Annotated in this window: 23 protein-coding genes; 9 read left to right on the forward strand and 14 right to left on the reverse strand. The window is 62.8% G+C overall.

Annotation, left to right across the window (positions count from 1 at the left end; all coding sequences use genetic code 11):
- Window positions 1-67: 67 nt before the first annotated feature.
- The 5 genes from acuI to NKI16_RS05930 form a co-directional block, all read right to left on the reverse strand.
- Complete coding sequence (acuI, locus tag NKI16_RS05910; RefSeq protein ID WP_352577450.1) at window positions 68-1,057, reverse strand: acrylyl-CoA reductase (NADPH); 990 nt, start codon at window positions 1,055-1,057, stop codon at window positions 68-70.
- A gap of 51 nt (window positions 1,058-1,108) precedes the next feature.
- On the reverse strand, window positions 1,109-1,585 hold the full coding sequence (gene lspA / locus NKI16_RS05915) for a signal peptidase II (RefSeq protein ID WP_352577458.1): 477 nt from the start codon (window positions 1,583-1,585) through the stop codon (window positions 1,109-1,111).
- A 26-nt stretch (window positions 1,586-1,611) separates the two neighbouring features.
- Window positions 1,612-2,475, reverse strand: coding sequence for a TrmH family RNA methyltransferase (locus tag NKI16_RS05920; protein WP_023675255.1), 864 nt, complete (start codon window positions 2,473-2,475; stop codon window positions 1,612-1,614).
- On the reverse strand, window positions 2,476-3,537 hold the full coding sequence (locus NKI16_RS05925; protein ID WP_352453977.1) for an RsmD family RNA methyltransferase: 1,062 nt from the start codon (window positions 3,535-3,537) through the stop codon (window positions 2,476-2,478).
- 88 nt (window positions 3,538-3,625) lie between these two features.
- The gene (locus NKI16_RS05930; protein WP_352577451.1) at window positions 3,626-4,111 is read right to left on the reverse strand and encodes a DUF1772 domain-containing protein; all 486 of its coding nucleotides are present in this window, start codon (window positions 4,109-4,111) and stop codon (window positions 3,626-3,628) included.
- A 106-nt stretch (window positions 4,112-4,217) separates the two neighbouring features.
- Here NKI16_RS05930 and NKI16_RS05935 point away from each other — a divergent pair, with 106 nt between their 5' ends.
- Together NKI16_RS05935 and NKI16_RS05940 are read left to right on the forward strand one after the other, a co-directional pair.
- The gene (locus tag NKI16_RS05935) at window positions 4,218-4,901 is read left to right on the forward strand and encodes a helix-turn-helix transcriptional regulator (protein ID WP_352468341.1); all 684 of its coding nucleotides are present in this window, start codon (window positions 4,218-4,220) and stop codon (window positions 4,899-4,901) included.
- An 86-nt stretch (window positions 4,902-4,987) separates the two neighbouring features.
- Window positions 4,988-5,356, forward strand: a complete 369-nt coding sequence (locus NKI16_RS05940) for a VOC family protein (protein ID WP_352620272.1) — start codon at window positions 4,988-4,990, stop codon at window positions 5,354-5,356.
- 136 nt (window positions 5,357-5,492) lie between these two features.
- Here NKI16_RS05940 and lhpI read toward each other — a convergent pair whose 3' ends face one another.
- The 4 genes from lhpI to sppA form a co-directional block, all read right to left on the reverse strand.
- Complete coding sequence (gene lhpI / locus NKI16_RS05945; protein WP_352568228.1) at window positions 5,493-6,461, reverse strand: bifunctional Delta(1)-pyrroline-2-carboxylate/Delta(1)-piperideine-2-carboxylate reductase; 969 nt, start codon at window positions 6,459-6,461, stop codon at window positions 5,493-5,495.
- A gap of 52 nt (window positions 6,462-6,513) precedes the next feature.
- Window positions 6,514-6,846: a LapA family protein gene (locus tag NKI16_RS05950; protein WP_023675260.1), complete on the reverse strand. Its 333-nt coding sequence runs from the start codon at window positions 6,844-6,846 to the stop codon at window positions 6,514-6,516.
- Window positions 6,847-6,893: 47 nt separating this feature from the next.
- Window positions 6,894-7,178 (reverse strand): integration host factor subunit beta, encoded by a 285-nt coding sequence (locus NKI16_RS05955; protein ID WP_023675261.1) that lies wholly within the window; start codon window positions 7,176-7,178, stop codon window positions 6,894-6,896.
- Window positions 7,179-7,259: 81 nt separating this feature from the next.
- Complete coding sequence (gene sppA, locus NKI16_RS05960; protein WP_352568227.1) at window positions 7,260-8,216, reverse strand: signal peptide peptidase SppA; 957 nt, start codon at window positions 8,214-8,216, stop codon at window positions 7,260-7,262.
- 308 nt (window positions 8,217-8,524) lie between these two features.
- Between sppA and lptC the strand changes: the two genes are divergently transcribed.
- The 6 genes from lptC (at window position 8,525) to ptsN (ending at window position 13,766) form a co-directional block, all read left to right on the forward strand.
- Window positions 8,525-9,238: an LPS export ABC transporter periplasmic protein LptC gene (gene lptC, locus NKI16_RS05965; protein WP_352568226.1), complete on the forward strand. Its 714-nt coding sequence runs from the start codon at window positions 8,525-8,527 to the stop codon at window positions 9,236-9,238.
- Window positions 9,225-9,824 carry an LptA/OstA family protein gene (locus NKI16_RS05970; protein WP_023675264.1) on the forward strand — a complete coding sequence of 200 codons (600 nt, stop codon included), beginning with the start codon at window positions 9,225-9,227 and terminating at the stop codon, window positions 9,822-9,824. Before lptC ends, NKI16_RS05970 begins: the two co-directional genes overlap by 14 nt.
- Window positions 9,824-10,642, forward strand: a complete 819-nt coding sequence (gene lptB, locus NKI16_RS05975; protein ID WP_023675265.1) for an LPS export ABC transporter ATP-binding protein — start codon at window positions 9,824-9,826, stop codon at window positions 10,640-10,642. The genes NKI16_RS05970 and lptB overlap by 1 nt, the downstream gene beginning before the upstream one ends.
- A 197-nt stretch (window positions 10,643-10,839) precedes the next feature.
- Window positions 10,840-12,366 (forward strand): RNA polymerase factor sigma-54, encoded by a 1,527-nt coding sequence (rpoN, locus tag NKI16_RS05980; protein WP_352568225.1) that lies wholly within the window; start codon window positions 10,840-10,842, stop codon window positions 12,364-12,366.
- 291 nt (window positions 12,367-12,657) lie between these two features.
- Window positions 12,658-13,242, forward strand: a complete 585-nt coding sequence (gene hpf, locus NKI16_RS05985; protein ID WP_023675267.1) for a ribosome hibernation-promoting factor, HPF/YfiA family — start codon at window positions 12,658-12,660, stop codon at window positions 13,240-13,242.
- A 59-nt stretch (window positions 13,243-13,301) separates the two neighbouring features.
- Complete coding sequence (gene ptsN, locus NKI16_RS05990; protein ID WP_023675268.1) at window positions 13,302-13,766, forward strand: PTS IIA-like nitrogen regulatory protein PtsN; 465 nt, start codon at window positions 13,302-13,304, stop codon at window positions 13,764-13,766.
- Window positions 13,767-13,877: 111 nt separating this feature from the next.
- On the opposite strand, the gene NKI16_RS05995 is transcribed toward ptsN, so the two are convergent.
- Together NKI16_RS05995 and NKI16_RS06000 are read right to left on the reverse strand one after the other, a co-directional pair.
- Window positions 13,878-14,135: a BQ00720 family protein gene (locus NKI16_RS05995; RefSeq protein WP_023675269.1), complete on the reverse strand. Its 258-nt coding sequence runs from the start codon at window positions 14,133-14,135 to the stop codon at window positions 13,878-13,880.
- A 63-nt stretch (window positions 14,136-14,198) separates the two neighbouring features.
- The gene (locus tag NKI16_RS06000; protein WP_023675270.1) at window positions 14,199-14,624 is read right to left on the reverse strand and encodes an Hsp20 family protein; all 426 of its coding nucleotides are present in this window, start codon (window positions 14,622-14,624) and stop codon (window positions 14,199-14,201) included.
- Between the two features lie 144 nt (window positions 14,625-14,768).
- On the opposite strand from NKI16_RS06000, the gene NKI16_RS06005 reads away from it, so the two are divergent.
- Window positions 14,769-15,710, forward strand: coding sequence for a nucleoside hydrolase (locus tag NKI16_RS06005; protein WP_352453985.1), 942 nt, complete (start codon window positions 14,769-14,771; stop codon window positions 15,708-15,710).
- A gap of 697 nt (window positions 15,711-16,407) precedes the next feature.
- On the opposite strand, the gene NKI16_RS06010 is transcribed toward NKI16_RS06005, so the two are convergent.
- From NKI16_RS06010 to NKI16_RS06020, 3 genes are all read right to left on the reverse strand, one after another.
- The gene (locus NKI16_RS06010) at window positions 16,408-16,542 is read right to left on the reverse strand and encodes a hypothetical protein (RefSeq protein ID WP_352568224.1); all 135 of its coding nucleotides are present in this window, start codon (window positions 16,540-16,542) and stop codon (window positions 16,408-16,410) included.
- 78 nt (window positions 16,543-16,620) lie between these two features.
- Complete coding sequence (locus NKI16_RS06015; RefSeq protein ID WP_352644100.1) at window positions 16,621-17,235, reverse strand: LysE family translocator; 615 nt, start codon at window positions 17,233-17,235, stop codon at window positions 16,621-16,623.
- Window positions 17,236-17,338: 103 nt separating this feature from the next.
- On the reverse strand, window positions 17,339-18,799 hold the full coding sequence (locus NKI16_RS06020) for an amidase (RefSeq protein ID WP_352783359.1): 1,461 nt from the start codon (window positions 18,797-18,799) through the stop codon (window positions 17,339-17,341).
- Window positions 18,800-18,801: the final 2 nt, after the last annotated feature.

Genomic DNA, 18,801 nt, shown 5'->3' on the forward strand with positions numbered 1-18,801 from the left:
GCTTATCGAAGGTTGTGGTTGATCGCTCGAATTTTAGCGGTCGCGCTCTTTTTTATCCCTTGGGGGCTCACATATCCACCACCACGCGGCCGCGGATCTTGCCCTCGACGATGTCATGCGCGGCGCCGATGATGCCGTCGAAGCCGATGCTCGTCGACAGGCTGGCAAGCTTCGCGTGGTCGAGATCGGCGCCGATGCGGCGCCAGGCCTCGAGGCGGACCGCCTTCGGCGCCATCACCGAATCGATGCCGAGCAGCGAGACACCGCGCAGGATGAAGGGGGCGACGCTTGCCGGCAGGTCCATGCCGCCGGCGAGGCCGCAAGCGGCAACGGCGCCGCCATAGGAGGTCATCGACAGAACGTTGGCTAGCGTGTGACTGCCGACCGCATCGACGCCGCCGGCCCAGCGTTCCTTGGCGAGCGGTTTTGCCGGCTGGGTGAGCTCGTCGCGTGAAATCACTTCCGCGGCGCCGAGGTCGATCAGATAGGGGCTTTCGGCAGCGCGGCCGGTCGAGGCGATGACGTGATAGCCGAGGCTGGACAGGATCGAGACCGCGACCGAGCCGACGCCACCGGCAGCGCCGGTCACCACCACCGGGCCGCGATCGGGCACGATGCCGTGGCGCTCCAGCGCGATGACGCAAAGCATGGCGGTGTAGCCGGCGGTGCCGACCGCCATCGCATCATGCGGGCTCATGCCGTCCGGCAACGGCACCAGCCAGTCGCCCTTGACGCGGGCGCGCCCTGCAAAGGCGCCGAAATGCGTCTCACCGACGCCCCAGCCGTTCAATATGACCTTGTCACCTTCGCGCCAGTCGGGATTGGAAGACGAGATGACGGTGCCGGCGAAATCGATGCCCGGCACCAGCGGCCAGCGGCGGATTATCGGCGCCTTGCCGGTAATTGCAAGACCGTCCTTGTAGTTCACCGTCGTCGCCTCGACCGCGACGGTGACGTCGCCCTCCATCAGGTCTGCCTCGGTAAGCTCGGTCACCGCGACTGACTGGTTTTTCTCGGCGTCACGCGAAACGAGGATGGCTTTGAAGGTTTCGGGCATTTTTTCTCCTCGGGCTTGCAGATCAGAATGTGCGGCGCCAGGCGAGTGAGGTCAATCGCTCGACGCTCCGCGCCGCCAGCCAATGAGTTCGTCGAAGACGACCAGCACCGCACCAACCGAAATGAAGGCGTCGGCGAGGTTGAAGACGGCGAAGGACCAGACCGGCGTATGGAACAGGACATAGTCGATGACATGACCGTAGATTGCGCGATCGATCAGGTTGCCGAGCGCGCCGCCGACGATCAGTGCGAAGCCGATGCGGGCAAGCAGGTGGCCGGGCGGCGTGCGGGCCGCAAGATAGAGCACGAAAGCGACCACCAGAACCGCGACGACCACCAGGCCGGTGTCGCCGAAGGACGAAAACAGCGAGAACGCGATGCCGGTGTTGTAGGTGCGGTACAGCGCCAGGAACGGAAGCAGGTCGAGCCGTTCCTGAAAGGCAAGACCGGTTTCGACTAGGTATTTCACCCACTGGTCGAGCGCTATCGCGGCGACGACCAGAAGAGCATACGGCCTCCAGGACTTCATGGTTTGCAGTTTCACGGTTTGAGATGTCACGATCTGGCGTCCTCCGGGCCGAGCTTCAGCGCGCCGCGCCGGATCTCGAACAGCATGACGCCGGTGGCCACCGCAAGGTTGAGCGAATCGGCGCGGCCGGCCTGCGGTATCCGCAGCAGTTTATCGCAGCTTGCGGCAAGCTCGTCAGGCAGGCCTTGCTGCTCGTTACCCATCATCAAAAGCACCGGGCCTTTTGAAAAATCGACCGAGCGGTAGTCGACCGCACCCTTCAGATGGGTGCCGGCGACGAGGCCGGGAAAGCTCGTTCGCCAGGCGAGAAAAGCTTCGGGCGACGCCTTGGCGACCGGCACGGCGAAAATCGAGCCCATGGTGGCGCGCACCGTTTCGACCGAAAAGGGATCGGTGGTCTCGCCGACCAAGATGACGCCCCTGGCCCCGACAGCGTCGACCGTGCGGATGACGGTGCCGAGATTGCCGGGGTCGCGGACGCGGTCGAGCGCCACCCAGACGTCGCCGTCACGGGCGCGGATGTCCTTCAACGGCAGGAATTTCTGCGAGAACACGCCGACGACCATTTGCGGATTGTCGCGGCGGGTGATGGCGACCAGCACTTTTTCCGAAACTTCAAGGACGGTGCCGCCGGCAGCGACCGTGCGCGCCGCGATCTTTTCAACCGCCGTATTGCCACGTCCGGCCTTGGCGAAGACCAATGTCCTGATCGACCAGCCGAGATCGAGCGCGTCGATGACCAGCTTCAGGCCTTCGGCCATGAAGGCATTCTGCTGGTCACGGAATTTCTTCAGCGCGAGCGCCTTGATGTCCTTGACCAGCGGGTTGGCGAGGCTGGTGACTTCCTTCACCTGCCCTGGCGCGCCCGCGTGCCGTTCGTACGCACTCATTCAGGCCACCCAGCGTGAGAACAGCGAGGTCGAAAGCGCCCGACCGGCAGATTTCTCGCGGATGATCAATTCACCCGACTCGACCGTGCCGCCCATGCCGGCGAAGGTGTCGCGCATCAGGGCATGGATGGCGAAAAAAGAGGCGCGGATCGAATAGGCGGTCAGTACCACGGCGAGCGGCTTCGGCGTCAGGATCGCGCGGCAGATATCGGTCAGCGCCGGCAGGTCCTCGAACAGCTGCCAGACCTCGCCTTTCGGTCCGCGGCCATAGGCGGGCGGGTCGAACAGGATGATGTCGTAGCGGCTGCCGCGGCGCTCCTCGCGTTCGGCGAATTTCACGGCATCGTCGACGATCCAGCGGATCGGCTTTTGCGACAAGCCCGCCATTTCTTGGTTTTCGCGCGCCCAGCCGATCGCCTTCTTGGAAGCATCGACGTGGGTGACCTCGGCGCCGGCGCGCGCCGCCACCAAGGAGGCAAGGCCGGTGTAACCGAACAGGTTCAACACCTTCACCGGCCGTTTTGCCGCCGCGATCAGTCCGGCCATGTGGTCCCAGTGCGAGGCCTGCTCGGGAAAGACGCCGACATGGCGAAACGAAGTGAAGCGGCCGAGATAATCTATGCCGTCATGCTTCATCGGCCAGGTCTCGCCGAGCGGCGTCTTGGGGAAGCGCCAGCGGCCGATGCCTTCCTCGTCGGTATCGCCGGTGAAAATGGCGTCGGCGCGCTCCCAGTCCCTGGCCGGCAAAGCCTTTTGCCAGATCGCCTGGCCCTCCGGCCGAACGATGCGGTAGGGGCCGTATTGCTCGAGTTTTTCTCCGGCGCCGCTGTCGAGCAGCGCGTAGTCCTGATTGGGGCCGACCTCGAGGATCAGCGGCAGATGTTCGGCAGGCAGCGCGCCATCGCGGCGGGATAGAGGGCGCGGCGCGGCTTTCGGCTCGGACCGGTCCTGCAGTTTAGGCTCCGAACCGGCGGTCAGGCCGGCGTCGCGCCGTCGCGGCTGCTCCGCCCCGCCCTTCGCGGGCGGGCGGCTGTCGCGGCGTTTGTCGCGAAAAGGTTTCAAGAAGGCGCATCTCCGGACGGCGGCTCGCCGCTTCTGCCACAGCACATTGACCGGCGCAACAAAAGGGCTGCCGACGTGTGCAACCGGATCAGCCGCGCCTGATCGACAGCAGGCCGACTGCGAGCGTTATGAAACCAACGGCCTTGAAGCCGGTGACGACCATATGGCCGGTTTCCCAGCTGCTCCGGATACTTTCGAAATTGTCCGGGATCGGTCCAGGCACCCAGGTGGCCAGGACATCGTTTGCCGGTTTGACCAGGGTAAACCACGCCACGAGGGCCATCAGATAAAGCACGATGGCGGCCAAAATCCACCAGAATGCCGGGCGGTCGCTGCGCAGCATCCAGGCGAGAAGCCCCGGACAGGCGATCGCGGCCACGTCCAGCGGTGCGCCGACAATCGCGAAGAATTGGAACTGAGCGTTGAAGACAGTGGTTTCACGCCAGAGCGAAGGCGGCCAACTGGTCAGCCGCGGCACCGATTCCAGCACATGGGCGAAGGATGGTCCGAGGCTGAGCGCAGCGACGATGGCGGTCAAAACCGACCAGAACAACAGCAACCCGCGTATATCCATAATGGCCAGACAACGGCGTCAGGGCGCAGACGTTCCCGTCCGCCACCATGTCGCTTGCCGCCGAAAGTGCTGGGGCTCTATCGTGATTGAAACTAGGTCATGATTCATGTCCCGTGCTGAACGCCTGCTCGACCTGATCCAGATCCTGCGCCGGCATCGCCGGCCGGTCAGCGGCCGCAGCCTTGCGGGCGAAATGGGTGTGTCGATCCGCACGCTCTATCGCGATATCGCCACGCTGCAGGGGCAGGGCGCGCCGATCGAGGGCGAGGCGGGGTTGGGTTACGTGCTCAGGCCCGGTTTCATGCTGCCGCCCTTGATGTTCACCGATGAGGAGATCGAGGCGATCGTGCTCGGTTCGCGCTGGGTGGCCAAGCAGCCGGACTGGCGGCTTGCGAACGCCGCCACCGACGCGCTGGCCAAGATCGCCGCGGTGCTGCCGGACGATTTGCGCGAAGAGCTCGACGCCTCGACGCTGTTGGTCGGGTCGCGCACCGAGGTCACCGAAGGCATCGATCTCGGCGTGGTGCGGCAGGCCATCCGCGAGGAGCGCAAGCTGAGCTTTGTCTATCGCGACGCCGGCGGCGCTGCCTCCGAGCGCACCGTCTGGCCGTTCGCACTCGGCTTCTTCGACAAGGTGCGCGTCGTCGCGGCCTGGTGCGAGATGCGCCAGGATTTCAGGCACTTTCGCGCCGACCGGATATCCGGCCTCAATGCCACCGAGATGCGCTATCCGCGTCGCCGTCAGGTGCTGCTCAAAGAATGGCGGGCGACGCTCGACACGCCAAGCTAAGGCTGCTGCTCAGTTGAGACTGCTGCCAGAATCTGGCAGTGGCGTACGGTATGCTCCTCCAGTCGAAACCATCTGGAGAGCAATTCATGACACCGCCCAATTTCGTCATCCTCTTTGTCGACAAGCCTGAGCAAAGCGGCGCCTTCTACAGCGCGCTGCTTGGGCGGCAGCCGGTCGAGACCTCGCCGACCTTCGTGCTGTTCGTGCTCGACAACGGCTTCAAGCTCGGCCTCTGGTCGCGTCACACCGTGGAACCGGCCGCCGCGGCAGCAGGCGGTGGCGCCGAGATCGTCTTTGCGCTGGACACGCCGGGTGCCGTCGACGCCACCCATGCCGAGTGGGCCGGCCGCGGGCTGAAAATTCTGCAGACGCCGACCGACATGGATTTCGGCCGCACCTTCGTCGCGCTTGATCCCGACAGCCACCGGCTGCGGGTTTATTGGCAAAGGGAGTAAGGCAGTAGGGGAGTAGGGCAGTAGGGGAGTATGTGACAGGAAATATAGCTGGCGCGGCGCCGCACGATCAGTACAGTTTCCTACTGCCCTACTGCCCTACTGCCCTACTGCCCTACTGCCCTACTGCCCTACTGCCCTACTGCCCTACACTTGCCCGATACACGGCAATGCCGGCGGCGAGGTCCTCGAGGGCCGCGCCGACCGACTTGAACAGCGTGATGTCATCGTCGTTCTGCCGGCCTTTTTTCTGGCCGCGCGCCAGTTCATAGAGATCGGCGACGATGGCTTCCGGCTTCAGAACGCCGGAGGCCAGCGGCTGGACGATATCGCCTGCCTCCTTGGTGGCGCCGGCGCGGGTGTCGACATAGACCCGGGCGCGTGCAATCGCGTCGTCGTCGCTTTCGCGCATCGCCGGCGTGAAGCCGCCAACCAGATCGACATGGGCGCCGGGATTCAAGAGTGCGCCCTTGATCAGTGGCATGGTGGTGATGGTCGCCGACGACACGATATCGGCCTTTCCGAGTTCGGCGTCGAGATCGCCTGCTGCTTCGGCCGCAAAACCCTCGGCACGCAATCTTGCCGCGACCTTTTCGGCGTTGGCCGGCGTGCGGTTCCAGATGCGGATGTTCTTGATCGGACGTACCGCCGAATGCGCCTTTGCAAGGAACGGCGACAGCGCGCCGGCGCCCACTATCAGCAGCCGCGATGCGTCCGCGCGGGCCAGATAGGAGGCGGCCAGCGCCGACGCACAGGCCGTGCGCCACTGTGTCAGCCGCTGGCCATCGATCAAGGCCTGAGGCTCGCCGGTGGCGCCGTCGAGCAACAGGTAAAGCCCCATCACCGCGGGCTTGCCGACGGCATTGTTGTCGGGCGACACGGTGACGATCTTGACGCCGATATGGCCATCGGCCGAGGTGCCGGCTGCGTTGAAGTCGGTCCAGGCCGGCATCAAAAGCAGCGTCGAGGCGGCGCCATCGGGCCGCTCAACCGTGTGATGGTGCCTGACCGGCTGCACGGCGCCATCGCGAAAAGCGGCGCGCAACGTCTCGACCAGCCCGGAAAAGGTCAGCGCGCGGTCGACCTCGGCGGCGGAAATGGTCAGCATGAAAGGCTCCGTGGAGAACTAGGCCGGTTGTGCTTCAGGCCCGAGCCGCGGCTCAGTTCGTCGGCTTCGGCAAGGCTGGGCCCTGCGACGCGGTGGGCGCGCGGCTGACCGCCTGGCGCAGGTTCTCTGCCTCGGCGCCGCGCTGGCGCGCCAGCTTGCGGTAGCGGCCCTGCTTGGTCCAGGTAGCCAGGCTGCCGACGATCATGCCGATGGCCAGCGCCAGGAATAGGAAAATGAAGAGCGGCATGGTCAGCGTCAGCGCCGGATTGCCGGGGTTGAACGGATCGAGCGTGAAGGCGACCGGTTCGCGGTTGGCGACGGCCAACGCAATCAGGATGACGGCCAGCGGCACGAAAACCACGATGAGGAGAAAGCGATTGAACATGTTTTTCCGTTCGGAAGAAAAGGCGGGAGCGGTGGCGGGCGCCGCGCCTATTTGCCTCCGTTCAGCCTTTCACGCAATTCCTTGCCGGTCTTGAAGAACGGTACCCATTTCTCCTCGACCTCTACGGATTCGCCGGTGCGCGGGTTGCGGCCGGTACGGGCAGGGCGGTTTTTCACCGAAAACGCGCCGAAGCCGCGCAACTCGACCCGGTTGCCCTCGGCAAGCGCGTCGGTGATTTCATCGAAGATGGCGCTGACAATGTTTTCGACGTCGCGCAGGAAAAGATGCGGATTACGCGTGGCGATGATCTGCACAAGTTCGGATTTGATCATGAAAAGGCTCCCCGTAAAAGCAGTGCCGCCGAAATTATCAGAATGATTTTATTTGGTTTTTCACTCGTCCCAAGCGGTTCCTCAAGGGTGCCAGACGGAAACGAGACCGTCAAGAAACAAGCGGTCCGCTCCAATTTCGTGAAGGACGTCGCCGCCATGGCCGGGCAGGCCAAGCGCAGCACCGACGGTCTGCGCCATCGCCTTGGAGAACAGGAAACCACCACGTTTTTCCGTGTCCTTCCATTCCACCACCTTGAGCTTGGCATCGACACCCTTGCCTGCAAGCCAGTCGATTGCTTCGGCCTCGCCGCCGACCGCGTCGATCAATCTGTTGGTGACCGCCTGCCGGCCGGTGAAGATCGACCCGTCTGCGAGCGCCAGCGCCTCCGGCTTGGTCATGTTGCGGCGCTCGGCGACGATGCCGACGAACCAGTCGTAGCTGTCGAGGATGAGCTTGCGGACCATGGCGCGCTCATCGTCATTGGTCGGCTTGAAGGGAGAAGGCGAGGCCTTCAAGGGCGAGGATTTCACCTCCTCCAGCTTGACGCCGAGCTTGTCCATGAGGCCGCTGACGTCCGGGTACTGGATCAGCACGCCGATCGAGCCGACGATCGAGGATTTGCGTGCGACAATATGGTCGGCCGCGGTGGCGATCATATAGCCCGCCGAAGCCGCGAGCGTGCCGACCTCGGCCACCACCGGCTTGTCGGCGGCGAGCTTGCGCACTGCCTCATAGATCGACTCGCCACCGACGGTGGTGCCGCCGGGTGAATCGATCGACAGGATCACAGCCTTGACGCGCGGCGACTGACGGATTGCCTCCAGCCGCTTGATCAGTTCTTCGTCTTCGGTGATGGTACCTTCGATCTTGACCTTGGCGATGTGGTCGACAGCCGCGCCGGTGAAGTCGTCACCATAGATCCATGCCGAGAAGGCGATCAGTCCGGCTGCTGCGACGATAATCGCCGCAACACGCCAGAATGTCAGCTTGCGGCGCAAGCGGCGGCGGTCGATCAGGTCGTCGGCTCTCAATGCCATGGTCAGCCTCGTAGTCGGTGGGAGCAGATGCTTTTAAAGCAACCATTCGCGCCCGGCTACCGTTTCCTGACGGCCTTGCGCCAAAGGCCGTCTTAGGCATTCGCGGCAAGCCTCAACCTGTCACGTTCTACAGGCTCTAACACTGTGCGCCCATATCTGGTATGAGGTACAGGCTGCGCTGGGGCCATTTTCATTGTACAGGGGCGGCTGTCACATTTTTGCGGTTTTCCTCGGCTTGTGCTTGCTTGAGGGCGCCGGCACCCCACCTATAGGGCGGCCTGGCGGGCAGGGGTTTAGAAGAAGCAGTCATGTTAGCGGGACCAATCGAACCGACCAACACCGAGACGGAGTTGGCTCCCAAGGCCGCAGGCCGGGCGCGGGTCGACGCGTTTGACGTTGCGCAGCGTCATTCGCGCCGGGTCCGTATCCTCAAGCTGGCCGTGCCGCTGGTCGCTGCCGTGATTGCGGTCGCGTTTCCGGTCTATTCCTATCTCATGGCTCCCGCTGCAATCGAGGTGCAGGCCGACGGCGGCGCCTTTGCCGATGGCAAGCTGGTGATGGCCAATCCCAAGCTCAACGGCTTCACCAAGCAGGACCTGCCCTATTCGATGACGGCCCTGCGCGCCATACAGGACGTCAGCAAACAGGGCATCATCGATCTGGAAGGCATCAAGGCCAAGCTGCCGATTGCGGCCGACAACACGGCCGCCATCAACGCCACGCACGGCACCTACGATCGCGACGGCAACACGCTCAGCCTGACCAGCGATGTGACCGTGTCGACGACGGATGGTGTGGTGGCAAAATTCAAATCAGTCTATCTCGACATGGGCGAAGGCACTATGAAGACAAGCGAGCCCGTCGATGTCAGCCGCGGCGGGTCGCGGATCAGGGCGGATTCGATGTCGGTCCAGGACAATGGCAAGGTCCTGGTTTTCGAGAACAAGGTGCGCGTCGACATCGATCCCGCCAGTTTGAAGGCGGCAGAGGCAAAGAGCGGAGAGACCAATGCGGTTCAGTAGTTCGGCACGGCGCCTCGCCGCGATTTCGGCGTTGCTAACCTTGGGGCTGACCTTGGGGACGGCGCCGTCGCTGGCGCAGTCCAAGGCCACCAGCCAAATGTCCGGCCTCAGGCTGTCGGGCGACAAGCCGATCCAGATCGAAAGCGACAAGCTCGAGGTGCGCCAAGCGGAAAGCGTTGCCGTCTTCACCGGCAACGTCAACGTCGTCCAGGGTCCAACTGTGCTCAAGGCCGGCAAAATGACGGTCTATTACGTCAGGGATGCAGGCGCCGCCAAAAGCGCCCAGCCGGCGGGTGCCGCGGCAATGACCGGATCCGCCAACATCGACCATCTCGAGGTCGACGATAAGGTCTACATCAAATCGGACAATCAGGTTGCCACCGGCGACCGCGGCACTTTCGACATGAAGACCGAAGTGCTGGTGCTTTCGGGCAGCAAGGTCGTGCTCTCGCAAGGCGACAACGTGCTTGTCGGCTGCAAGCTCACTGTGCAGATGAAGAGCGGCCTTGCCCAGGTCGACGCCTGCGGCGGCCGCGTCATGATGTCGATCACGCCGCCGGCGAAGTCTGGAGCAGCGAAACCCTGATGACCGGCATATCGTCGCTGCTGGCGCGTCTTCCAGGGCGCGCCGCCAGCCAACTTGCGGCACCGGCCAGGGTCACCGTCGAAGCGGCAAAGTTCAAGGGAACCTTGATCGCCAAGGGGCTGACCAAAAGCTACAAGGGCCGCAAAGTCGTCAGCGGCGTGACGCTGGGCGTGCGCGCCGGCGAGGCGGTTGGGCTGCTCGGCCCCAACGGCGCCGGCAAGACGACCTGTTTCTACATGGTAACCGGCCTGGTGCCGGTCGATGAAGGCACGATCGAAATCGACGGTTTCGACGTCACGTCGATGCCGATGTATCGCCGCGCCCGTCTCGGCATCGGCTATCTGCCGCAGGAAGCCTCGATTTTTCGCGGCCTGAATGTCGAGCAAAACATCCGGGCCGTGCTCGAAGTGGTCGAAAAGAGCCGCAAGGAGCGTGAGCGCCTGCTCGACGAATTGCTCGAGGAATTTCACATCAGCCATCTGCGCAAGGCTCCGTCGCTGTCGCTCTCCGGCGGTGAGCGGCGACGCCTCGAAATTGCCCGCGCCTTGGCAACCCGCCCCGCCTACATGTTGCTCGACGAACCTTTCGCCGGCATCGATCCGATCGCCGTCGCCGACATCCAGCAGCTCGTGCGCCACTTGACGGCACGTGGCATCGGCGTTCTGATCACCGACCACAATGTCCGCGAGACACTTGGCCTGATCGACCGCGCCTACATCATCCATGCCGGCCAGGTGCTGACCCATGGTCGAGCCGACGAAGTGGTCGCAAATGCCGATGTGCGGCGGCTTTATCTCGGCGAGGGATTTACGCTCTAAGTGCGAAATTCCGGCTCGAGCGGGATTTCCGGCGTAGTCCAGCAGCTTTTTCTTCAATTTTCTGCCTGAAAACGCTCCGACAGGCGAGTTTTACCGCTCCTCGCCTTGACAAGCAAAAGCCGGGCCAGTTTCTATGCTGGCCTGGAAAATTCCTTCCAGCAGTGCGGGTGCGTAGACGGAGCGTTTGAAACCGAACCATGGCGTTGGCGGCAAAACTACAGCTACGACAGTCGCAGTCGCTGGTGATGACGCCGCAGCTGATGCAGTCGATCCGCCTGCTGCAGTTCACCCATCTCGAGCTGGAACGCTTCATCGACGACGAGATCGAACGCAATCCCCTGCTGGAACGCGCCGAACCGCAGGAGGACGCCGCCAGCGACCAGGCGCAGAAGGGCGACGCCGCATCGGAACCGGCTGCCGACGGCGACTGGTTCGAGGCGGAAACGGCGTGGAGCGCCGAGGCGATCTCGGAAAAGCTCGATACGTCGCTGGAAAACCTGTTTCCTGACGATCCTGGTACGAGCGAGCGGCTCGGGCCCGACCTGACGGCACAATGGAAATCGGCGTCCGGCAACGGTTCCACCTCTTCCTCCGACGGCTTCGACGTCGCGGATATGGCGGCGGCGGCCATCACGCTGCGCGACCATGTCGGCGAGCAGGTGGCGCTCGCCTTTGCTGATCCGGCTGCGTGCCTGATCGCCGGCGAGCTTGCCGACGGCCTCGACGAGGCCGGCTACATGCGTGCCGACATGGCCGAGATCGCCGCCCGCCTCGGCACGGACGCCACGGCGATGGCACCGGTCCTGGCGGTCTGCCAGACATTTGAGCCAGCCGGCATATTCGCCCGCGACCTCGCCGAATGCCTGTTGCTGCAGCTGGCCGTGCGCGACCGGCTCGATCCGGCGATGAAGGTGCTGATCGCCAATCTCGAACTCCTGGCACGGCGCGATTTCCAGACGCTGAAGCGGATTTGCGGCGTCGACGAGGAGGATCTGCTCGACATGCTGGCCGAGATCCGGGCGCTCGACCCGCGGCCTGGAATGGCGTTTTCGCGCGGTGCCAGCGATGCGATCGTGGCCGACGTCGAGGTGCGTGCAGCCAATGACGGCAGCTGGACGGTCGAGCTCAATGCCGAGACGCTGCCGCGCGTGCTGGTCGATCACATCTATTTCGCCCAGGTCACGCCACATGCGAAAAACCAGGCGGAAAAGGATTTCCTTGCCGAATGCCTGCAGAACGCCAACTGGCTCACGCGCAGCCTCGACCAGCGGGCGAAGACCATTCTCAAGGTGGCCTCTGAGATCGTGCGTCAGCAGGACGCTTTTCTCGTCCACGGCGTGCGGCACCTGAAGCCGCTCAACCTGCGCACGGTGGCGGACGCCATCGGCATGCACGAATCAACGGTCAGCCGGGTCACGGCAAACAAATACATGCTGACGCCGCGCGGTGTGTTCGAGCTGCGCTATTTCTTCACCGCCTCGATCGCTTCGTCAGGTGGCGGCGATGCGCATTCGTCGGAAGCGGTGCGCGACCGCATAAAGCAGCTGATCGACGAGGAGAAAGCCATCGATGTGCTTTCCGACGATGCCATCGTGGACATGCTGCGGGAAAGCGGCGTCGACATCGCCAGGCGCACGGTGGCCAAATACCGGGAAGGCATGAACATACCCTCTTCGGTGCAGCGGCGGCGCGAAAAACGCGCTTTGGCCAGCGCCGGCCGTTGATCTCCGGCGGAATTTCCACAGCTTTCGCCCTTCATTGACAAGCGGCGACGAAGTGGCTAGAAGCCCGCCCGCATGAGACGGGCTGGCGAGTGGATTTGAGTTCGCCGATGCCCGCACGAGAGATGGTCCGTCACGACGTAGGCCACGGGACGGCCAAGAAGGCGGCTTGTGATCAACCGGAAAGTTCGGATCTAAAATCGGCGCAAGTGACGCCGCAAAAGCTTGTGCGCGCGGACCACGAGTATAAACTCGGGACAGTTTGAAGCCTGAGCAAGGAAGGTCAGTTTTCAGATGACACTGCGCATATCGGGAAAACACATGGATATCGGCGATGCGTTCCGTACGCGCATCAACGACCGTGTCGGGGAAGTGATCGGGAAATATTTCGATCGGGGCTTTTCAGGGCAAATCGTAGTCGTCAAATCGGGGTCGCGCTACACGGCCGATTGCATGATCCGGCTGGACTCCGGTGCTTCGCTGCAGGCGACCGGCGATGCCCAGGATCCAACGCTTGCCTTCGATACTGCGGCAGACCGTCTGGAAACGCGCCTCAGGCGCTACAAGCGCCGGCTGAAGTCGCACAATTCAGGCAATAGCAACGGCGAGCTCACCGACGTCGCCTATACGGTGATGGCGCCGCTTGCCGACGACGAGGAGGACATACCGGAGAATTTCGCGCCGGCCATCGTCGCCGAATCGACTATGACGCTGCGGACCATGTCGGTGGCGTCAGCGGTGATCGAACTCGACACCAAGGACAGCCCGGTCCTGGTCTTCCGCAATGCCGGAAATGACCATCTCAACATCGTCTATCGCCGGCCGGACGGGAATATCGGCTGGATCGACCCGTCCACGGCCAAGGTCGCGCAGGGGTAAAGACCAGCCGCACGCGAGCGTGGGGACTGGCGACGGCAGGCGAACAAGGGATTTCAAGCATGGATCTGAGCGATCTCGTCAGCGTTCCGGCAATCATGCCGGCGTTGAAGGCGAACTCCAAAAAGCAGCTGCTGCAATTGCTGTCCGAAAGGGCGGCGGCAATTTCCGGCATTCCGGAGCGAGAGGTGTTCGACACCATCCTGCAACGCGAGCGGCTCGGCTCCACGGGCGTCGGCAACGGCATCGCCATTCCGCACGGCAAGCTGGCTGGGGTGAAGCGGATCGCCGGCGTTTTTGCCCGGCTGGAGACACCGGTGGACTTCGAGGCCCTCGATGATCAGCCGGTCGACCTGGTGTTTCTGCTTTTGGCTCCCGAAGGTGCCGGCGCCGATCACCTCAAGGCGCTGTCGCGCATCGCGCGGGTGCTGCGCGACGCCGACACGGTTGCCAAGATCAGGGGCACGCGCGACGCCGTGGCCATCCATGCGCTGCTGTCGGACACGCAGGCCTCGCACGCCGCTTGAGGTTTTGATTAAATCCGCTGAAGGGCCGCCGTGAGCGGCCCTGTCCGTTTCCAACCAGATCGCTGCGCCGTATTTGTCAGTCGATGGCGCCAATGTTGGTGGATAGCGACGTTAGTGGATAGCGACCGGGGTCAGATCGTTTTCCAGCGCGCCAGCCAGTGCCCGGTCGCGAGCGTCCGAAAGCAGGATCGGCTGGCCATTAGCGGCAAACAGGGCCCACAGTTCCAGACCCGGCGCGATTTCGCCGAGGCCCGGGAAACGGCCGCGCAGATCGTCGCTCGACACTTTCCTGAGATAGGCGACCGAACCTTCGCCGAGATGGGCGAATTCGCCGCTGGTCATGATGATATTCTCGTTAGTTCTGGTCATTTCAAGCCTCCTTGCCGCGAGACGCCGCTCAAGGCCATCCCGCATGAGAGCTATCGGCAAAAATCAGTCTTTCACCGATATGTTTATTTTTCGTACCAGCCGTTCGGATTCCGGCCGATCGAGATCGATCGACAGAAGGCCGTTCTTCAATTCCGCCGCAATCACCCGCATGCCGTCGGCCAGCACGAAACAGCGCTGGAACTGGCGCGCGGCGATGCCGCGGTGGAGAAATTCGCGCTCGGTGTCGTCGTTCTGACGGCCGCGCACGACCAACTGGTTCTCCTCCGTTGTGACATCGAGATCGCTTTCCGCGAAACCGGCGACGGCGAGCGTGATACGCAGCCTTTCGGTTTTGCCGTCGGCACCGCTGAGGCGCTCGATGTTGTAGGGAGGATAGCTGTCACCGGACTTTGCCAAGCGCTCCAGCGTCTTTTCCATGGAATCGAAACCGAGGAGAAGCGGGCTGGAAAAAGGCGTCATTCGGCTCATGTTACAGTGTCCTCTCAAGAGCGACATAAAGTGGAAAAACCCGGATGGCATTTTTCCCGATGGTCTTGATATGGTCCGCCGCCCGGCAGACTTCAAGCCGTCACACGTCCCGCCCAAAAAGACTTGCCAAAACAAGGAATTGAAATGCCCCAATCCCGCAGGATCATCATCGACACTGACCCCGGCCAGGACGATGCCGTCGCCATATTGCTGGCGCTCGGCAGCGCCGAGCTGGAGATCGTCGGCATCACCGCGGTGGCCGGCAACGTGCCGTTGAAACTTACCGAAAAAAACGCCCGCAAGATCTGCGAGCTGGCCGGCCGGCCGGACGTCAAGGTCTATGCAGGCGCCATCCGGCCGCTGGCGCGCGAACTGGTCACCGCCGAGGAAGTGCATGGCAAGACCGGCCTCAACGGGCCGCAACTGCCCGAACCAAAGATGAAACTGCAGGAAGAGTATGCGGTCGATTTCATAGTCGAGACACTGATGAGGGAGGAGAGCGGCACGATCACGCTTTGCGCGCTCGGGCCGCTCACCAACATTGCGTTGGCGCTGATCCGCGAGCCGAAAATCGCGCCGCGCATCAAGGAAATCGTGCTGATGGGCGGCGGCTTCTTCGAGGGCGGCAACGTCACGCCGACCGCCGAGTTCAACATCTATGTCGATCCGCATGCCGCCGATGTCGTGTTCAAATCCGGCATTCCGATCGTGATGATGCCGCTGGACGTCACCCACAAGGCGCTGACCACCGCCAAGCGCACGAAGGCCTTCCGCAAGCTCGGCACCAGGGTCGGCACGGCCACCGCGGACATGCTGGAATTCTTCGAACGTTTCGACGAGGAGAAATACGGAACCGACGGCGGCCCGCTGCACGATCCTTGCGTGATCGCGTATCTGCTGAAGCCGAAGCTGTTCAAGGGTCGCAACTGCAATGTCAGCGTGGAAACCGCCTCGGAGCTCACGATGGGCATGACGGTGATCGACTGGTGGGGGGTGACCAAGCGGCCGAAGAACGCCATGGTAATGCGCGACATCGACCATGATGCGTTTTTCGCGCTGTTGCTGGAAAGGCTGGGGCGGCTTTAGGGCTGCTCAGTAGTTGAGCAGGCGGTAGGTGGTGGTACCGTCCTGGCGTTGCTGTTCTTCGATCGAGACTTCCGATCCGATCATGTGGGGTGTTTCCACCTCACCATCGACAAATATCCGAGCGTTGCCGTCATGGAGGCGGACTTCATATCTATAATAAAGTCCATGTCCGACGGAACCTTTCGGATTTAGAGGCATCGTCGCAACATCTTCGACGGTGCGTCCTACGAGTTGTGTGCCAGTGATCGGACTGTTCTGCCTAGTTACAATCGGCACAGCGATCGCGAGAGCGAGCGCGCACAAAATTGTGATGCCAACAACTCTGTCGCGAAACTCTTCCCGAAGCAAAAGAATGCGGGTTCTAAGAGAAATATTTGTCGGCCCCATATCTTAGAGTTGAGTAGCATAGGGGCATTGTTCAAGAGCTATTCCCCGAAAAAGCCATGTCACTCGCTTCACCTTTGAAAACAGCTTATCGATCGATCGTCGTTCAATTTGCAAACCGGTAAAAGACGAAGCCATTGTCGCGCGTGACGCGCTCGATGCCTACGCGCGAGCCGATCAGATGCGGGAGGTCGTCGTAAACGAGGACCGTCGAACCGTTCTCAAGGACCAGCAGATATTGGATATTGCGCCCTTTACCCTGTCCACTTTTGATCGTTGCATCGACCGGTCGACCGACCGGATCGGACTTGCGTCATTCGCCCATTTGTTCAGAGCCGACGGAACCATCGCCGCGAACAAACCAATGAACAGGATCACGCCAAACGCGTTCCTTTTCAAACCCGCGTAAGTCCACGGCATAGACATGAATCCCCAACTGTTGATCCATGTGGTGGCCTGAAGGCCGACTTTCAATCGGCCTTCCTATTCCAGGATGTTGCTGTTGGCGTCGCCGGGCTCGCGGCCGTTACTTCGCCTTGGAACAGGCCAGCCACAGGCCGCCGCCGACCAGGAAGCTGCCGCTGATCCTCGACAAGAGCTTGACGCGGCCGGCCGACAGCAGACGCCCGGCGCGGCCGGCGGCCAGCGCGTAGGTCGAATCCGAGACGGCGGCGAAGATCATCGCGGTGAGACCCATGACGCCGATCTGTAACGCGTAATTGCCTTCAGGCGCGATGAACTGCGGAAAGAAGGCGCCGAAGAACACTAGCGTCTTTGGATTGCTGATCGCCACCAGCAGCCCCTGCAAAAAGAAGCCGCCACGCGGCTTTTTTGCCGATCCGTCGGCGTTAAGCTTGCCTTTCGAGCGGAACATCTGCACGCCCATCCAGATCAGGTAAGCGGCGCCGATCAGCCGGACCCATTCGAACCAGTGTCCCATGCCGGCGATCAGTGAGGTCAGCCCGATGCCGACAATGGCGATCATGATGGCCAGCCCGGCCTGGGTGCCGGCGACATTGGCGAGCCCGGCGCGCGAGCCGTGGCGGATGCTGTTGGCAATGATCAGCGTCACCGTCGGCCCCGGCACCAGGATGATGACGATGCAGGCGACGACATAGGTGGCGTAGAGTTCCAGCGACATTTTTTCCCTCCACAGATGCCGCGCGTGCGGCGCGCTGTCGCGATCAATGCATGACGATGAGTTGCGTGCAAGTCGGCGAGGCGCCGACAATGCGGAGCTGATTTCAGCAGGCGCCGGCCTGCCATGGCAGCGTTGCCTCATAGGCGGCAGCCGCCCTCAGCACGGAGAGGTCACCGCGCGGCCGCCCGATCAATTGCATGCCCATTGGCCGGCCCCTGGCGTCGAAGCCCGCCGGTACGTTGACCGCCGGGCAGCCGCCCATCGCGGCGAGCGCTGAGACCTGCATCCAGCGGTGATAGCTGTCCATGGCACGCCCGGCCACTTCCCTTGGCCAGTGGGTGACGGCATCGAAGGGAAAGACCTGTGCGGCTGGCAGCGCAATCAGGTCGAAACGCTCGAAGAGCGATAGCAGTATTCGGTGCCAGGACGAGCGCCTCACCGTGGCGGCATGGATCTGCGGCGCGGTGAGGCGCAGTGCATGTTCCACCTCCCAAACGGCCTCCGGCTTCAGCAGACTTCGCTTCAGGAGATCGTCGTAATGCGCGTTGAGTGCACAACCGCTGCTCGCCTGGCGAAGCGTTACAAAGGCTTGCCACAGCGCTTCGAAGTCGAATTCCGGCATCAGCAGCTCGGCCTCGAAGGATACATCCGCGAACCGGCCGAGTGCTGCCTCGCAAAGCTGTAGAATGCCTGCTTCAACCGGCAGATGGCCGTTAAGATCGCCGAGCCAGGCGATGCGCCCGCCGGCCGCCGGTGCTTCCAGCCCTTCGAGGAACGAGCCTGGCTTATCATGCGACAGCGGCGCGCGAGGATGATAGCCGGCCTGAACGTCGAGCAGCAGCGCCATGTCCCGCACGTTACGCCCCATCGGCCCTTCGACGCCCATCTGCGCATGAAACACATCAAGGTCAGGGCCAGCCGGCACCAATCCCTGCGACGGGCGGAAGCCATAGACATTGTTGTAGGCAGCGGGATTGCGCAGGGAACCGCCAAAATCGCTGCCATCGGCAACGGGAACCATGTCGAGCGCCAGCGCGACCGCCGCACCGCCGCTCGAGCCGCCGGCGGTCAGCGCCGGGTCAAATGCGTTGAGCGTCTGTCCGAACACGGTGTTGTAGGTGTTGGAGCCGAGCCCGAATTCGGGAACGTTGGTCTTGCCGATGATGATCGCGCCGGCCTTGCGGACGCGCTCGACGAAGAAGTCGTCTTCCTCAGGCACAAAATCGGCGAAGATCGACGAGCCGAAGGTGGTTCTCAGGCCGTTTGTCAGCGAAAGATCCTTAATCGCGATCGGCAGGCCGAACAGCGATCCGGTATCTCCTCCTCGCGCCAGATGGGCGTCAGCGCTGTCGGCCTCGCGCAGGATGTCGGCACGCTCACGCAATGAAACGATAGCGTTGACCAGCGGGTTCACCGCCTCGATCCTGTCGAGGCATGCCGCGACCACTTCGCGCACCGAAAGCTGCCGGCGCCTGATCTTCCCGGCAAGCTCCACGGCAGACAGGCGGCAGATGTCGCCGGCGGGCGGCACCGCATGCTTGGTCGTCGGGCGCATCGCTGTCATCC

It is taken from the genome of Mesorhizobium sp. M0698 (assembly GCF_040320455.1).
Classification (GTDB): domain Bacteria; phylum Pseudomonadota; class Alphaproteobacteria; order Rhizobiales; family Rhizobiaceae; genus Mesorhizobium.

Coding starts and splice junctions, on each gene's coding strand:
- acuI (WP_352577450.1), bottom strand. CDS start 1,057: ATGCCCGAAACCTTCAAAGCCATCCTCGTTTCGCGTGACGCCGAGAAA.
- lspA (WP_352577458.1), bottom strand. CDS start 1,585: ATGAAGTCCTGGAGGCCGTATGCTCTTCTGGTCGTCGCCGCGATAGCG.
- NKI16_RS05920 (WP_023675255.1), bottom strand. CDS start 2,475: ATGAGTGCGTACGAACGGCACGCGGGCGCGCCAGGGCAGGTGAAGGAA.
- NKI16_RS05930 (WP_352577451.1), bottom strand. CDS start 4,111: ATGGATATACGCGGGTTGCTGTTGTTCTGGTCGGTTTTGACCGCCATC.
- NKI16_RS05935 (WP_352468341.1), top strand. CDS start 4,218: ATGTCCCGTGCTGAACGCCTGCTCGACCTGATCCAGATCCTGCGCCGG.
- NKI16_RS05940 (WP_352620272.1), top strand. CDS start 4,988: ATGACACCGCCCAATTTCGTCATCCTCTTTGTCGACAAGCCTGAGCAA.
- lhpI (WP_352568228.1), bottom strand. CDS start 6,461: ATGCTGACCATTTCCGCCGCCGAGGTCGACCGCGCGCTGACCTTTTCC.
- NKI16_RS05950 (WP_023675260.1), bottom strand. CDS start 6,846: ATGTTCAATCGCTTTCTCCTCATCGTGGTTTTCGTGCCGCTGGCCGTC.
- NKI16_RS05955 (WP_023675261.1), bottom strand. CDS start 7,178: ATGATCAAATCCGAACTTGTGCAGATCATCGCCACGCGTAATCCGCAT.
- sppA (WP_352568227.1), bottom strand. CDS start 8,216: ATGGCATTGAGAGCCGACGACCTGATCGACCGCCGCCGCTTGCGCCGC.
- lptC (WP_352568226.1), top strand. CDS start 8,525: ATGTTAGCGGGACCAATCGAACCGACCAACACCGAGACGGAGTTGGCT.
- NKI16_RS05970 (WP_023675264.1), top strand. CDS start 9,225: ATGCGGTTCAGTAGTTCGGCACGGCGCCTCGCCGCGATTTCGGCGTTG.
- lptB (WP_023675265.1), top strand. CDS start 9,824: ATGACCGGCATATCGTCGCTGCTGGCGCGTCTTCCAGGGCGCGCCGCC.
- rpoN (WP_352568225.1), top strand. CDS start 10,840: ATGGCGTTGGCGGCAAAACTACAGCTACGACAGTCGCAGTCGCTGGTG.
- hpf (WP_023675267.1), top strand. CDS start 12,658: ATGACACTGCGCATATCGGGAAAACACATGGATATCGGCGATGCGTTC.
- ptsN (WP_023675268.1), top strand. CDS start 13,302: ATGGATCTGAGCGATCTCGTCAGCGTTCCGGCAATCATGCCGGCGTTG.
- NKI16_RS05995 (WP_023675269.1), bottom strand. CDS start 14,135: ATGACCAGAACTAACGAGAATATCATCATGACCAGCGGCGAATTCGCC.
- NKI16_RS06000 (WP_023675270.1), bottom strand. CDS start 14,624: ATGAGCCGAATGACGCCTTTTTCCAGCCCGCTTCTCCTCGGTTTCGAT.
- NKI16_RS06005 (WP_352453985.1), top strand. CDS start 14,769: ATGCCCCAATCCCGCAGGATCATCATCGACACTGACCCCGGCCAGGAC.
- NKI16_RS06010 (WP_352568224.1), bottom strand. CDS start 16,542: ATGGATCAACAGTTGGGGATTCATGTCTATGCCGTGGACTTACGCGGG.
- NKI16_RS06015 (WP_352644100.1), bottom strand. CDS start 17,235: ATGTCGCTGGAACTCTACGCCACCTATGTCGTCGCCTGCATCGTCATC.
- NKI16_RS06020 (WP_352783359.1), bottom strand. CDS start 18,799: ATGACAGCGATGCGCCCGACGACCAAGCATGCGGTGCCGCCCGCCGGC.